At 41.4% G+C, this 14,477-nt stretch carries 12 protein-coding genes; 3 read left to right on the plus strand and 9 right to left on the minus strand.

The window, feature by feature from the left end:
* Positions 1-71 precede the first annotated feature (71 nt).
* Positions 72-1,142, plus strand: a complete 1,071-nt coding sequence (locus IEU81_RS03240) for a YkvI family membrane protein (protein ID WP_186090258.1) — start codon at positions 72-74, stop codon at positions 1,140-1,142.
* 54 nt (positions 1,143-1,196) lie between these two features.
* Here the strand turns inward: IEU81_RS03240 and arcC are convergent, their stop codons facing one another.
* The 8 genes from arcC to allC are packed head-to-tail and all read right to left on the minus strand — an operon-like array spanning position 1,197 to position 10,127.
* Entirely contained in the window at positions 1,197-2,135 is a 939-nt protein-coding gene (gene arcC, locus IEU81_RS03245) for a carbamate kinase (RefSeq protein WP_186090260.1), read from the minus strand.
* Between the two features lie 4 nt (positions 2,136-2,139).
* Entirely contained in the window at positions 2,140-2,904 is a 765-nt protein-coding gene (locus IEU81_RS03250; RefSeq protein ID WP_186090262.1) for an oxamate carbamoyltransferase subunit AllH family protein, read from the minus strand.
* Positions 2,905-4,170 (minus strand): YlbE family protein, encoded by a 1,266-nt coding sequence (locus IEU81_RS03255; protein ID WP_092599223.1) that lies wholly within the window; start codon positions 4,168-4,170, stop codon positions 2,905-2,907.
* Positions 4,170-5,921 carry an acyl-CoA synthetase FdrA gene (fdrA, locus tag IEU81_RS03260; protein WP_186090264.1) on the minus strand — a complete coding sequence of 584 codons (1,752 nt, stop codon included), beginning with the start codon at positions 5,919-5,921 and terminating at the stop codon, positions 4,170-4,172. Before fdrA ends, IEU81_RS03255 begins: the two co-directional genes overlap by 1 nt.
* 20 nt (positions 5,922-5,941) lie before the next feature.
* Positions 5,942-6,991 (minus strand): ureidoglycolate dehydrogenase, encoded by a 1,050-nt coding sequence (allD, locus tag IEU81_RS03265; RefSeq protein ID WP_092599229.1) that lies wholly within the window; start codon positions 6,989-6,991, stop codon positions 5,942-5,944.
* A 17-nt stretch (positions 6,992-7,008) separates the two neighbouring features.
* Positions 7,009-8,037 carry an ureidoglycolate dehydrogenase gene (gene allD, locus IEU81_RS03270; RefSeq protein ID WP_092599232.1) on the minus strand — a complete coding sequence of 343 codons (1,029 nt, stop codon included), beginning with the start codon at positions 8,035-8,037 and terminating at the stop codon, positions 7,009-7,011.
* Positions 8,038-8,060: 23 nt separating this feature from the next.
* A complete protein-coding gene (gene allE / locus IEU81_RS03275; protein ID WP_186090265.1) occupies positions 8,061-8,852 on the minus strand; it encodes a (S)-ureidoglycine aminohydrolase in 792 nt (263 codons plus the stop codon).
* Positions 8,853-8,903: 51 nt separating this feature from the next.
* Entirely contained in the window at positions 8,904-10,127 is a 1,224-nt protein-coding gene (gene allC / locus IEU81_RS03280; RefSeq protein WP_186090267.1) for an allantoate deiminase, read from the minus strand.
* 172 nt (positions 10,128-10,299) lie between these two features.
* Here allC and IEU81_RS03285 point away from each other — a divergent pair, with 172 nt between their 5' ends.
* Positions 10,300-11,124, plus strand: coding sequence for an alpha/beta hydrolase (locus IEU81_RS03285; RefSeq protein ID WP_186090269.1), 825 nt, complete (start codon positions 10,300-10,302; stop codon positions 11,122-11,124).
* 72 nt (positions 11,125-11,196) lie between these two features.
* On the opposite strand, the gene allB is transcribed toward IEU81_RS03285, so the two are convergent.
* Positions 11,197-12,561, minus strand: a complete 1,365-nt coding sequence (gene allB / locus IEU81_RS03290) for an allantoinase AllB (protein WP_186090799.1) — start codon at positions 12,559-12,561, stop codon at positions 11,197-11,199.
* 238 nt (positions 12,562-12,799) lie between these two features.
* Here allB and IEU81_RS03295 point away from each other — a divergent pair, with 238 nt between their 5' ends.
* Positions 12,800-14,410, plus strand: a complete 1,611-nt coding sequence (locus IEU81_RS03295) for a PucR family transcriptional regulator (RefSeq protein WP_186090271.1) — start codon at positions 12,800-12,802, stop codon at positions 14,408-14,410.
* The last annotated feature ends 67 nt before the right edge of the window (positions 14,411-14,477 follow it).

A 14,477-nucleotide genomic window follows, 5' to 3' on the forward strand; every position in this document is an offset into this window, starting at 1 on the left:
AACACGGTTATGGCAAGCCCAAATTTGTGGTATTATGTTCTCTTGTCTTACTAAATTAGGAGGAGATTTTTGTGCAAGCACAAAAAGATGCAATTAAATTTGCTTTTGCCTACACAGGTATTGTTGTAGGTGCCGGGTTCTCAACTGGACAAGAAGTTTTACAGTTCTTTTCAAGTTTTGGCCTCTGGAGTTTTGCAGGTGTAGCGGTTGCTGCCATCTGTGTATTATTTATGAGCAGGCAGACTGCTAAGCTGGGATACAGATACGATGTTGTTTCTCATGAAGTACCATTACATAAATTATTTGGGAAAACTGCAGGAACTTTAATCGATTATATCTTTGCTTTTTTCATGTACGGCATTGCTGTAATTATGATTGCCGGCAGCGGTTCGGCTTTTGAGGAAAGCTTTGGTATTCAGCCATGGGTGGGTTCAATCGTCTTGTTATTCTTAGTATTTTTCACCCTGCTGATGGATTTCAATAAAATTGTTTCAATACTCGGTTCAGTCACACCATTTTTAATCATTGCTGTCTTGATAATTTCGCTCGTTAATATTTTCAATCCGGACGTCGTATTAAGCGAAATAAATCAAACTGCAAATATCAGTCAGACACCGACAGGTCTGTGGTGGTTTGATGCAATTACTTATTCCGGTGTAGTCATCGGCGTGGCATTCAGTTTCTTATCAATTATGGGTTCTGATGCGGATAAACATTTCATCGCCAGACGCGGTGCAGTTTACGGCGGTATTATCTTCATGATCATGCTGTTCCTTTTGAATGCGGGTATGCTCGCTGTACTGGATGAAGCTAATCATGTTGCCTTACCGACACTGGTTATGGCTAATGCCATCCATCCGGTTTTCGGCACTATATTTTCAATCATTATTATTTTACTGATCTACAATACAGTTGTCGGCTTAATGTATGCTTTCCTGGCCCGCTTTACTCAGCCTTATTCTAAGAAATATAAAGTATGGCTGGTCATTGCACTGATTGTTGGTTATGTTTTAACATTTGTCGGATTTGTCGATCTGGTTAATTTCTTCTATCCAATCTTCGGTTACGTAGGCGTTCTAATTGGTATCGGCTTACTCATTCGATGGCTGATGAATAAAAAGACATCAAAAAAACTTCTGTAAAAACAGAAAAAGCGTTGAAGACTGATTGAGTCAGTCTTCAACGCTTTTTAAATATTATAATTTAATTCTTGTACCTGCTTTACCTTCCAGTGCAAGAACTGCTTCATCTAATGAACAGATGATACCTTCTTTGCCTTCGTGTTTAGCGAATGCAATAGCAGCTTCAATTTTAGGAAGCATAGAACCTGCCGGGAATTGTCCGTCAGCAACGTGTTTTTCTGCTTCTGCCACGGTAATTTCTTCTAACTTCTGTTCGTTTTCTTTTCCGAAGTTAATATATACGTTAGGAACGTCTGTCAGCATCATGAATACATCTGCTTCAGTTTGTTCTGACAGTTTTAATCCTGAACGATCTTTATCGATTACCGCTTCAACACCGTGAATTTGGCCTTTTTCATCACGGTAAATTGGAATACCGCCGCCGCCTGATGATACGACGATTGACGTGTCAATTAATGTTTTAATTTCTTCAACACCATGAATCACTTTAGGTTCCGGTGAAGGCACAACGCGTCTGAATCCGCGGCCTGCATCTTCAGCCATTTGGAAACCTTTTTCTTCAGTCATTTTTTTAGCTTCTTCTTCTGTAAAGAATACGCCAACAGGTTTTGTTGGATTGTCGAAGGCTTTGTCGTCTTTGTCGACTTCAACCATTGTAAGCAATGTGACAACGTTAGTGTCGTCCCCGCCTTCGATTAAACGGTTTTTAAGTGCAGATTCCATCATGTAGCCGATCATACCTTGTGATTCAGCATTATTGACGAAAATAGGCATTGCAGGAATTTCTTCTTTTGCTGCTTCGTTTTGAGCAATGATGTTACCGACTTGAGGTCCGTTACCGTGTGTTACAACAATTTTGTGGCCGGCTTCAGAAATTTCCACCATGCGGTTTGCTGCGTTGACGACGTTCTGGTACTGATTTTCAAATGTTGCTTCTTGTTTTGGCTGTAAAATTGCGTTACCGCCTAATGCTAAAACTACTTTTTTACCCATTATTTCATCTCCTGTTTAATGTCATATATATTCCGTACAGCGTATCCCGTCCTGAGCTTGAACCCAGTTCAAGCAGGGCATCCATCGAGTCTGTTCCAGGTGAATCACCGATATCCGTGATCCGTCTTGAAAAAATCCCGTCCAGTGCCAGTCTGATAAAACTCTCACTGACAATGGTCGTTACATTTTCACGAATATAGGAAGACAGTGTCTCAAGATGCTTTCCAGCAATGAACGGCTCCAGACAATGGACATACAATATGCCTGTAATCATATCATCGCCCGACGGTGTCAAACCCTGCCCCCTGCCGACTAAATAGCCGAGCGGGAAAGCAGCTTCGCTGTTGCCGAGATCAGTAATAATACGGCTTAAGATATCACTGCTGAAATCTCCGCTGTTATAATCGCTGAAATCGTAATGCTTTACAGCATGTTTGACTGCTGCTGTATTTTGCGTGCTGACTTTATTATATATAAAAGTTTCGGCATGTTTTAAATTCAGCATAAAATCATGATGATTGATTGCACCGGTATCAGTCTTTAACAAATCACCCGTTTGCAGTGATTCTCTAATATGATGCATCGTGTATTTATTGATGGTAATACCGAAAGGAAAATAGCCGTTCTTATCAGTGCCGATAAAGATCAAATCATTATTATCGTTAACAATATTGAAACCGTTAGTAAAAATACTGTGCACACGCATTCTTTGATTGTTTTTTAACAAGGAAAGTGCGATCTCACCGATCGCACTTGCTTCATATATCATTTATGCTTCAAAACCTAATTTAGCAGCATAAGCTGTAATTGCTTTTTCGAAACATTCGATTGGCGGGTTAACTGTACCTGCACCAATTTGTCCGAAGCCTGCAACTTTGTGTGCAATACCTGTATTAATTACAGGAAGAATGCCTGTTTCTACAACTTTACGTGCATCAATTCCAGTTGGCGCACCTTTGAAATCCCAAGTTGGAATAATGAAGTTAGGGTTTTCCTGTTCTGTAATTTCAGCCATATTATTGCTTGTTTCAAGTGCATCACCAAAACCGCCTGAACCAACAAAGCGTGTTACAGCAGGCGCTGCAATCATAGCCATACCGCCGACACCGATTGTTTCAGTGATTGCTGAGTCACCGATATCTGTATTTGCATCTTCAGCTGAGTAGCCTGTGAAGTACAGACCTTGCGGTGTATTAACCGGTGCAGTAAACCATTCGTCACCCATACCTGCGATACGGATACCGAAGTTTTCACCGTTACGGCACATTGCAGTAACGATTGTACCGTGTTCGATCGTACGTGCTGCGTCAGTCATCGCTTTACCTGTAGCCATAGCAATGTTTAAGAAGAACTGGTCAGTGTCAGCTAAGAACTGCATTACTTCTTCGCGTTTTTCTAATTCAACATCTTCTAAGCTTGTGATTGCCGGAGCAACTTCTTTTAGGAATGCTAATGATGCTGCAATATTTCTTTGGTGGAACTCATCACCCATAGCAATTGCTTTGGCAACAAGTACGTTGACGTTTAAGCCTTCATCCATTGTTTTAAGTGCTTTTGATAATACTGGAGCTAAAACATCTTTCATCCAGTGAAGACGAGTAATAACCTGATCACTGTAAGAACCGAAACGGAGTACTGCACCAATACCTTCGTTTAAAGTACAGTAGGCTTCGTTGCCGTGCTCTTTGTTAACAACAACGACAACAGGCATGTTCATTGACGTAATGCCGCCCATTGGACCTACTGCATTCACGTGGTGACAAGGGATAAATTTAATTTTATCGTTTTCAAGCAGTTCACGTGCGCCCTGCTCGTCGTCAGCCCAGCCTTCGAAAAGGATAGCGCCAACACATGAACCCTGCATAGGGTCTGTCATATTTTCATATTTAATTGGAGGACCGGCATGCAGTAATACATGCTCAGTCAGTTCTGGAATTACTGTATGTGCAGGAACAACATCTGTTAAGAAAGGTGCTGCACCAATCATTTTTTGAACGACAGCTTTATTTGCTTCATTTATAGTTTGGTAAGCCATTATACATTCTCTCCTTCATAATTGTTTAAGAATTGAAGTACTTTCATCAGCTTCTCATCGCCGCCTGCAACTGGACGCCAGTTAAATTGTACAACTTCTGCGCCGCTGTTTTCGACTGCTTCAGTGAAGCTCTTCAGACCGATGTTAATGACGCTTGGATTGTTAGAAATCAGGCTCATCATCTTGTCGTCTACTGACAGATCTTCTGTTCCTTTGTCGAATGATTTCACTTCAAGTTCAGGCTGAGCAACTTTGCCGCCAATCAGTTCGATTGCTGTGCGAACCATTTGATCGTTAGTGTCGCAAATTACTGCACCGGCATCTTTAAGAATTTGACGCTGTTTGTCGTAACCTTGTGCATCTTTATCAGTACCGACAACAGTTGCAAGTACGACAAGTGAGCGTTCTTCTGAAGCTGCTTTGTCTGTAATACGTTTAATTGTTGGTGCAAGTTCTGATGCCATATCAGCATGTGAACCGTAACCGATCACGTTGTCGAGCATAATTACTGCAGTATCTTCACTGTCAGCAGATGTTTCAAGTTTTTCAATACGTTTTTCAGGGTCGATCATTGGGTGAGGCTTACCTTGAGTGTACATATCGTCACCTAAGTCAATCACTTCGTGAGATTCTGATTTATAAGTGAAGCCTTCATCTTTAATTTCTTCTTCGTTCATTGTGTGCTTGATCATCATTGCAGCTTCACTTGCCAGTGTACCGCCTGAATAATAAGCTTTGATTCCTTTTTGTTCAGGTTCAAAGTCAACTTCAATACCTTCGATTGAAGATGGTGTAAATTTAACTTCTTCACCGTTAGAAAGCTGTACAGATGCCACAGCAGTTTCTTCAAGTGTATAAGCATGATAAATGCCTGCTTCTTGATATTCAGGTTTCGCACCTAAGAACAAGGCAACGACAGGTTTATCGATTGAACGGAGCAAGTTTTCTACTTTTTCCTGTACTTCTTTAGCCGGCGGCTTAGAAATAACAGTAATGACTTTAACTTTTGGATCCTGGTTTAAAGCTTTAATGCTGTCGAGCATAGTGATTGCGCCCACTTCTGTAGATAAGTCGCGGCCGCCTGTACCGATTGCATTTGTGACACCTTTACCTAAACGGTCGATAATTGTTGTTACTTCCTGGATACCTGTACCGGATGCACCAACTACGCCGATGTCGCCTTCTGCAACTGTGTTAGTAAATGCTAAAGGCACGCTGTGAATAATACCAGTACCGCAGTCAGGTCCCATTACAAGAAGTCCTTTATCATGTGCAAGCTGTTTCAAACGTACTTCGTCTTCTTTAGGAACGTTATCACTGAACATGAATACGTGAAGACCATTGTGAAGTGCGTTCTCAGCTTCCATTGCTGCGTAAGTTCCCGGAATTGAAATTAAAGCCATGTTCGGGTTGTTGGCTAATTCAAGTGCACGGTTCCAGTTGTGAGCTTCCTGGCTTTTAGCTGAATCGTCAGATCCGCTTCCGCCTGCAAGTTCAGTATCTACTGCGTCATTGACTTCATCAACTTTTGATTCATCATCAGTATCCACAACGATAACGATATCGTTGGCACTTGCAGTTTCAAGTTCAGGTGTGCCTAAGTCTGCACCTTTAAAAATATCTTTGTTGGCAGGTGTCCCCATCATTACTGATGCTTTGTTAACACCGTCCATTGCACTTAACTTCTGGCTTAAAAGCATTAATACGATAGAATCCTGATACGTATTTTCTTTAATAATTGTATATAACATCATGTACCTCCATTTAATATTTATTCTGCAAATCTATTTTTGCCGTGGTAACGATCATAATGAATATCATCGCTCACGAGGTAGTCATATATTTCATCGACAATTTCGATGCCGTCCGCATCGTATTTTTCTGCACGCATTTTACCGCGTTCACCTGGATAATTCACTTCTGTAAATCCTGGAGCCGGTGCTTGTTCTTTTAACTCATCGAGCATCACTGACAACTGCTTTTTAAAGGCAGTGACATCTGTAAAATGAGCAGGATTAATCACGATGTGCAGCTGGCCGAGCTGTCTGCCTGCAGATAAGTCCTTGTACATGCTTGACACATGTACGCCGTGCGGCAGGCCGAGTAAGCTGCCGGATAAAATATCCACCATCATCATTAAGCCGTAGCCTTTTGGCCCTGCAACCGGTACGAGTGCGTGAACATCTCTTGAGTTTGTCGTCGGTTCACCTTTATCATTTACTGCCCAAGTGTCAGGAATGTCATTGCCTTTTGAACGGGCATCGAGTACTTTGCCCCAAGCTTGTACAGTGGTTGCCATATCGAAAGTAATAATTCTTTCATCGTTTGTCGGAGCAGAGAAAGCAATCGGGTTGGTGCCGAAATAGGGTTCAGTTCCGCCAAATGGGACAACCATTGGATCTGACTGACATACCGAGATAGCAACCATATCTTGTTCCGCTGCTTTTTCAACGAAGTAGCCGAGCGCGCCGGAATGTGAAATGTTTGTCATGCCGACAACTGCTACACCATTTTCTCTAGCCATTTCAATGGCTTTTTCCATACCCTGTTTTGCCACTTGGTGGCCCGGGCCGTTATCGCCGTCTAAAATAGCCGTCGACGGTCCAGTTTTTTCAAATTTATAGTCCGGATCGTTTGTAATGCCGCCTTTTGCAATACGCTCAGCATAATACTCAACGCGCACAGCACCATGAGAATGAATACCGCGGTGATCAGCGAATGTTAAAACATCGCTGATATCACTCGCTGCATCTTCTTTTAATCCGGCTTTTTGGAGTTTATCCTTCATTAAATTAAATAGTTCTTCTTTTGACACGCGCATTTACAAAACCTCACTTTTTAATATGGTGTATCCGATTTTAAGAATTCCATGATGTCTTCAGGAATCGGGATACCCGTTTTTTCGTATTCAGCTTTTTGCGCTTCCATCAGTTCGCCAGGATAGTATACCTGATCAAAACCTGTTGCCGGTTTATTTGCATGAAGCTCTTCTACCATCGTATCCATTTTTTCTTCCAGTGCATCTCTCGTACTGAAGAAATCAGGATTAATTACGAGGTGGAACTGTCCAAGTCTGCGGTATTCGCTCAAATCTTTATACATACTTGAAACGTGTTTACCGTGATTTAAACCGAGTAAACTACCAGATAAAATATCCACCATCATCATCAGACCGTAACCTTTTGGTCCTGCAACCGGCAGCAATGCGTTTACTGCATAAGGGTCTGTTGTCGGGTTGCCGTCTTTATCGACTGCCCATGTGTCAGGAATATCTTTATTTTTACTGCGTGCATCGAGGATTTTTCCCCATGCCTGAACTGTTGTTGCCATATCAAAAACGATTGGTGTGTCGTTTTTACGCGGCGCAGCAAAAGCAATCGGATTCGTACCGAAGTAAGGTTCAGAACCGCCGAATGGTACAACCATCGGATCGGACTGACATACTGATAAAGCAACCATGCCTTGTTCAGCAGCCTTCTGGACGAAGTAGCCGATAGCGCCGGAGTGGCTCATCTCGCTGACACCGACAGCGCCAATGCCTGATTCTTTAGCGAGTTGAATTGCTTCTTCCATCGCCTCATAAGCCACGTAATGACCGAGTGAATTATCACCGTGATACACACCTGTAGAAGGTCCGGTTTTTTCAAACTTAAGTTCCGGCTCTAAGTTAAAGCCGCCTTTAGCCGCACGTTCAGAGTAATACTGCATGCGTACTGAACCATGTGAGTGAATACCGCGTTCATCCGCCCAGACAAGCACGTCAGCTGCACGGTCAGCAAATGTATCCGGCACACCGTTTAGCATAAGTTTGTCTTTGAATAAACTGCGGAGTTCTTTAGAATTTGAAGTGACCAATTTCTCTGACATATCATTGCCTCCTGAATGATTAATTAAATTTCAACATCTCTGTTAGCATCTTTAGAGTAAATGTAAGAGAATGACTCATCCAGACCTACAGCGTAAGTTGCCTGCAGTGCATATGCACCCATGAAGATATAATCGCCTTTATCAACCGGCATCCAGTTGTTATCAAGATTGTACATGCCGCGGCCGCTCAATACGTAAGCACCGTGCTCCTGTACGTGCGTTTCGATATAACCGTGTGAAGCACCTGGTTTAAACGATAAAATGTGGAAGTTCATATCATAAGCAATATCAGCAGGCAGCAGATCCTGGACTAATACTTCGTCCATGCCTTCGTATGCTTTAGCTTGAATATCGTTGACGTTTCCTGTAACGATTTCCGGTTTGCCGACGCCTTTAGCTTCCTGATAACGTTTTTTGTAAAGGAACAGTCTGCTGTCTTCGCCATTGTTATTATTAACGAAAGTCAATTCAAGGTGAGGTGGCACGTAGATATAGCCGCCTTCAGACAGTTCGAATGACTCACCGTCTACTGTTGCAGTGACATTGCCGTACACGACATAAAGGAAAGTCTGAACGCCGTCTCCGCCGAATCCTTGTGTATTTCCACCTTGATTTTTAACCGTTACTAAGTAGTCAACAAAACGTGCACCCATACGCGGTGAACCTAAGATTGACATGTCGCAGTCGTCAAAGCCCGGTACGACATTGTTTACTAAGCCGTCCGGTGTTAATACCGCATAAGCATCTTTCTTAACTACTGAACGTGTTTCTAAGAGACCTTCTCTGTATCCTTGCTGATGATTTAAATAACCCATTTTAATATCTCCCTTTCTTAAACTCTGTATATATTTAATCTATTTATTATTTTAGTAAGCTAATTTGTAAAGTGTTTCAGCCAGTACTTCGATACCTTTAACTAAGTCATCGACGTCAGTTTCTTCTTCCACGTTATGTGAAATTCCGCCGATTGACGGCACGAAGATCATTCCTGTCGGCATGTAGCCTGCAAAAATTTGTGAATCATGACCCGCACCCGAAGGCATTACTTTATATGATCCGCCTGCGACTTTTTCTGCTGATTCTTCAATCAGATTAACAATTGAATCATCCATCAATGCCGGTGATTGTTCCATCCACAAGTTAATATCTGCAGTCATACCGTATTTGTCTGCAACCTCATTAATTGTTGATTCTACAGTTTTAGCGAATGCATTCAGTTCGTCTTCATCGATATGACGTGTATCTACTGAAAATTCAACTTCGCCGGGTACGACGTTAACTACGCCCGGAACCGGTTTAACACTGCCGAAAGTCACAACTAGTGGATCGCCGATATCGCGCGCTTTTTGTACGAGCGTCTGTGCGATTTCAGTAAAGGCAACGACTGCGTCTTTACGATAGCCCATCGGTGTTGTCCCTGCGTGGTTGGCTTCACCTTTTAAGTTGATTGTGTAGCGTTTCTGACCAACGATGCCTGTAACAACACCGATTTGTTTCTCTTCTTTTTCTAAAATCTGGCCCTGCTCGATGTGAACTTCAACGAACGCTTTAATGTCGTCACGGACTTTATCGTCTGTTCTAAAATCAAATCCTGACTCTCTCATTGCATCGACAAACTTAATACCTTCGCCGTCCGCAATATCTTTAACATCGTCGTTGTTTTGCAGGTTGAAGAAGTTTTTAACACCCCAGAAAGTATATGGGAAACGTGATCCTTCTTCTTCAGCAATCGACAGTACTTCAATAGTACGTTTCGGCTGTCCATATTTTTCTTTCAAGTAAAGTGTTGCGATTAATGCACTTAAAATACCAAATTGTCCATCGAGATGTCCGCCTTCTGCGACAGTATCGATATGCGATCCGCTCATAATTGTTTCATCAGGCAGTTCGCTTCCAATCAAACGGCCTGAAACGTTGCCGACTGCGTCGCTTGATACTTCAAGTCCGTTTTCTTTGAAGATGTCCTGCAGTGCACTGACTGCCTGGCGCCATTCTTCAGAATATAGTAAACGTGTAATACCGCGCGGCTCTAATCCCCCGTAACTTGTAAACTGTTTATCCAGTTTTAGAAAGGTTTCACGAATATCCATTGTTTTATCCACTCCACTCATTTTATTTCACTTTTAATTATAGATTTAAATGTTACTTCAGGCATTGACAGTTTTCACAATCATAATTTTTCAAATTATTCACTTTAGACAAATACACAAAAATTCATTAGTCTGTATAATAGTTAAAGTAAATAAAAGGAGGTTTTTCTTAATGACTGCAATCACTATAAAAGAAACTGACACGTATATTCTATCTGGCAGCCTGTATGAAAATACCGCAGCAGATACATCTGATGTGCTCGGCACATTAATATATTTGCATGGCGGCGGACTCGTGTTCGGAGAAAAAACGGACCTCCCTTCAGAATATTTAGAAGTGCTGAGACGTCGTTTTAACATCCTCGCTGCTGATTACAGATTAGCGCCGGAATCTGATATAGATGATATCTTTACCGACTTACATGACATATATCACTTCGCAGCCGGTTTGAAACACGAAAACATATATATTATGGGCCGGTCAGCCGGTGCCTATTTGAGTCTCATTACAGCGCGCGACTTCAATATCGCCGGTGTCATTGACTTCTACGGCTATTTCAACTTTACCCATACTGATTTTAATTACTTGCCGCACGATCAAAAACATTTATCTCACCTGTTAACTGAAGACCTGGCAACCAGCAATGTCAGAAATTACATCACTGTAAATGAACCCCCGGACCCAAGATATCTGCTCTATTTATATTACCGCCACAAGGGGAATTGGCGCGATGTTTTAAGTGTCGATACAGAAAATAATGCCGATAAATACCGCTTGACAAAAAACGACCTCGCTTCGCTGCCGCCTATCTTCATCGTTCATGCAAAAAATGATCCTGACGTCCCGGCATTTTTCAGTAGAAAAATTGCTAAAACTGCACCGGTCAGCCAGTTTATTGAAGTCGATACAGCGGTTCATAACTTCGACCAGACAGTCAGCGAAGAGAATGTTGAAATCTACAAGTGCGCTGTACAGTTTATGGCAGACCACACTTGATGAATTGACCTGTTCTGCAACATTATTAAAAAGCTCCGTGCAATCAAAAATTGCACGGAGCTTTAATATTATTTATAAAAATTTACCAATTTTAAGGTCGCTGACGCCATTTTCAAGTGAGTAGATTTCCTCACCGCGTAAAATAGTTGAAGCCACCTGCGCACCGATTTCACGTCCGATGTAAGGACTGATCTGGTTGCGGTATTCGAGCGCTTCTTTTTCAAGTGTATAAGGTGAGTCGCCTTTAATCAGTACAAAGTCAGCGTCATATCCAACTTCAATACGGCCCTTGCCTTCAAGATCAAAACGTGCTGCAACATTTGAAGCAATAATATCAGAGAATTGAACCAGTGACATGCCGCGTTTTTGAACTGCTTCATCAAACAGCACATCCACATTGTTCTGGATACCTGAAATTCCGCCCCATGCTTTAAATGCATCATCTGTATCTTTTAAATCCGGCGTACATGGAGAGTGGTCGCTGGTAACGAACATAACTTTACCGTCAAAAACACGTTCCCACATACCTTCAAGGCGTGATTTTTCGCGGATTGGCGGTGAACATTTTACAACTGGACCAATGTCGTCGAGCTCTTCTTTATAGAAGTAAAGATAATGCGTACAAGTTTCACATGTAATATCCACGCCGTCGTTTGCCGCTTCATTAATTAAATCAATGCCCTCTTCACAAGCAACGTGAACGATGTGCACACGGCAGCCTGTTTCACGAGCGAATAAAATAATTTTTTGAATCGGTTCGATTTCAGTAAATACCGGACGTGAATCTACATAAGCCGCCAGCGATTTTTCGCCGCGTTCTTGTGCAAGCTGACCGAGTTTATCTGTAATCGGTCCGTTCTCTGCATGAATTGACAGGATCTTACCAGTTTTCGCAATTTGACGCATTCCTTCATATAAAGAATAATCGTCAACATTCATGAAGTCTCCTTCAATAGAACGATCTCCTGCTGTTGCGACGAAAGCTTTATATGCAACAACGCCGTTATCGTCGAGCTCCTGAATGCCGCCGTTCAGATTAAATGGAACGAGTCCGCCGTAACTGTATACATCAACAGACAGTTTGTCGTCTCCAGCAGCAAATTTTTTCTCGATTGATTCTTTGTCTACAGTAGCTGGAATTTGGTTTAAAGGCATTTCGATAAACGACGTGACTCCGCCTTTTGCCGATGCACGTGTTCCTGTATCGTACCCTTCCCAATGGTCGCGAATACTGCCGCCCGGTTCACTGATGTGTACGTGAGCGTCGATCATACCCGGTGATACGATTAAACCTTCTGCGTCGACAACGCGTTCTGCATCTGCATCAATAGTATCGGCAATCGCTGCAATCTTACCGTCAGTAATACCGACATCGACATTCTTTTCTCCGCCTGGTAAAATTACCAGACCGTTTTTTATAATCAAATCAAAAGCCATATATAATTCCTCCTGATCATTTTTATCAAAACGTAAACTTAAACCTGCATTCAGCTGTCCGTTTTCTTTACCCTTATTCAAAGGCATAAAACGCGCCATGGGGTATTATATTTACGTTTTATTTATTATTAGTGTACTATTATATGAAGAAATAAATATAGTTAAAATATTACGTCTGAATTTTAAATTTGTGCATTTTGTACAAAATTTTAAATATAGAATTATGGGTGATGAATAAGTGGTATCAATTAAAGAAATATTATCCTTGGAACGTTTCAGTAATTTTACTTTAATCAATAATAAAGCAGATCTCTCCCGCGAAATTACCAGTGTTGATATAACAGAAACGCCGGATGTTAAAGATTATACGTCCCAAAATACACTGATGCTGACAACTGCTATGAACTTTAGAGATGATCAGGAGGCACTGATTCATTTTATCGATGAGCTGAACAGCGTACCGGTTGCAGCACTCGGCATTAAATTATCACGTTTTCTTCATACTATTGATGATAAAGTCATTAAACATGCGGATGCCCTTGGATTTCCGTTAATAGAAATTCCGGAAAACTGGAAGCTCGGCCAGGCGACACACAGCATATCAACTTATATTTCAAAAAACGAAACAGAAAAATTATATTATGCTTTAGAAGTTCAGCAGCGCATGAATTCTATGCTGATTAAAGAATTCAGTGTAGAACGCATGCTGAATCAGCTCAGTCAGTTTCTCCGTCTGCCGCTGATTCTCGTGAATCCTTTTTACAAAGTAGAAGTAACAAGCAACGATTTTAATAATAACCAGAAACTGCTGAAAGAAAATATGAGATATTTCAATACGGTCTACCTGCCGGAAAAAGAACATTTAAATGTCGATTTCAACAGTAAGATTGCCGTTTTTGAAGTGCGGGCTTTCTCGTATTTCCCTTATTATTTAATTGTTTCAAATTTAGAGACGATCAGTTATCCTTTCAGTCATCTGGCAATAGAACAAGCGATTAACTCACTGTCATTCGCACTTTATAAAGATTCGAGAATACGCGCAACGGAACAGGAAGATGTGAACCTGCTGTTCAGTTCGCTGATTAACACTACTGAAGGATCTCCAATCAGTTTAGAAAGTAACCCGGAGTTCTTTGAACGGTATCATTTAATCGATTCATCATATTATAAAGTGATTATATGCGGAATTGATCCGGGCAGTGAAATTGAAAATTCCGAGTATGTCAGCGAACGGTATCAGCTGACTTTTGAATGGCTGCAAAGCGTACTCGTTACACTCGACCCAAACATCAGTATTTTCGGTTTTGGCGATTCTAACAAATTTGCTATCCTGCTCCAGGATAAGCATGAATACTATGAAGCCTATTGCAGACATTTGCAGCAGGAATACAAAAAATTCTTTAAGGAATCCTTGTCATTTGGGATCGGCAATGAAGTATCTGACTTCACTCAGATTCATTCATCCTTCCTCGAAGCGCTGGAAACCTTTGATCTTTCAAAGAAAGATGGCATGACAGAGTTTCTGGAAGTTTATCGTCCAAGAAATTTTGAAGAGCTGCTGCAGCTTTTACCGCAGGATAAAGTTCGCCCCTTTGTGCACAGCACACTTGGGGATCTGGCCTTCCCTTCAAATACAAAAGATAAGGAACTGAAAAAAACACTGCAGATTTATATGGATAACCAATGTGATATTACGAAGACTTCAAATGAAATTTTCGTGCATAGAAATACTGTTAAGTACCGTATAAATAAATGTGAAGAAATGCTGAAAGTAAATGTTATGGATCCCGTCCATTCGCTTAACATACGTCTCGCTTTGTTTATTTCACAGCATATCCAGAATGATTAGTTGTGAACAGTCAATAATTATTAAAACACTCATTGTCCAATGTGAACAATGAGTGTTTTCCTTTTCA

The organism is Jeotgalicoccus aerolatus (assembly GCF_014635205.1).
Lineage (GTDB): Bacteria > Bacillota > Bacilli > Staphylococcales > Salinicoccaceae > Jeotgalicoccus > Jeotgalicoccus aerolatus.

What these genes read in the sequence shown, in the direction of transcription:
- IEU81_RS03285 (WP_186090269.1), top strand. Translation starts at nt 10,300, where the DNA reads ATGACTGCAATCACTATAAAAGAAACTGACACGTATATTCTATCTGGC.
- allE (WP_186090265.1), bottom strand. Translation starts at nt 8,852, where the DNA reads ATGGGTTATTTAAATCATCAGCAAGGATACAGAGAAGGTCTCTTAGAA.
- allD (WP_092599229.1), bottom strand. Translation starts at nt 6,991, where the DNA reads ATGCGCGTGTCAAAAGAAGAACTATTTAATTTAATGAAGGATAAACTC.
- allC (WP_186090267.1), bottom strand. Translation starts at nt 10,127, where the DNA reads ATGGATATTCGTGAAACCTTTCTAAAACTGGATAAACAGTTTACAAGT.
- allD (WP_092599232.1), bottom strand. Translation starts at nt 8,037, where the DNA reads ATGTCAGAGAAATTGGTCACTTCAAATTCTAAAGAACTCCGCAGTTTA.
- allB (WP_186090799.1), bottom strand. Translation starts at nt 12,561, where the DNA reads ATGGCTTTTGATTTGATTATAAAAAACGGTCTGGTAATTTTACCAGGC.
- IEU81_RS03250 (WP_186090262.1), bottom strand. Translation starts at nt 2,904, where the DNA reads ATGATATATGAAGCAAGTGCGATCGGTGAGATCGCACTTTCCTTGTTA.
- IEU81_RS03255 (WP_092599223.1), bottom strand. Translation starts at nt 4,170, where the DNA reads ATGGCTTACCAAACTATAAATGAAGCAAATAAAGCTGTCGTTCAAAAA.
- arcC (WP_186090260.1), bottom strand. Translation starts at nt 2,135, where the DNA reads ATGGGTAAAAAAGTAGTTTTAGCATTAGGCGGTAACGCAATTTTACAG.
- fdrA (WP_186090264.1), bottom strand. Translation starts at nt 5,921, where the DNA reads ATGTTATATACAATTATTAAAGAAAATACGTATCAGGATTCTATCGTA.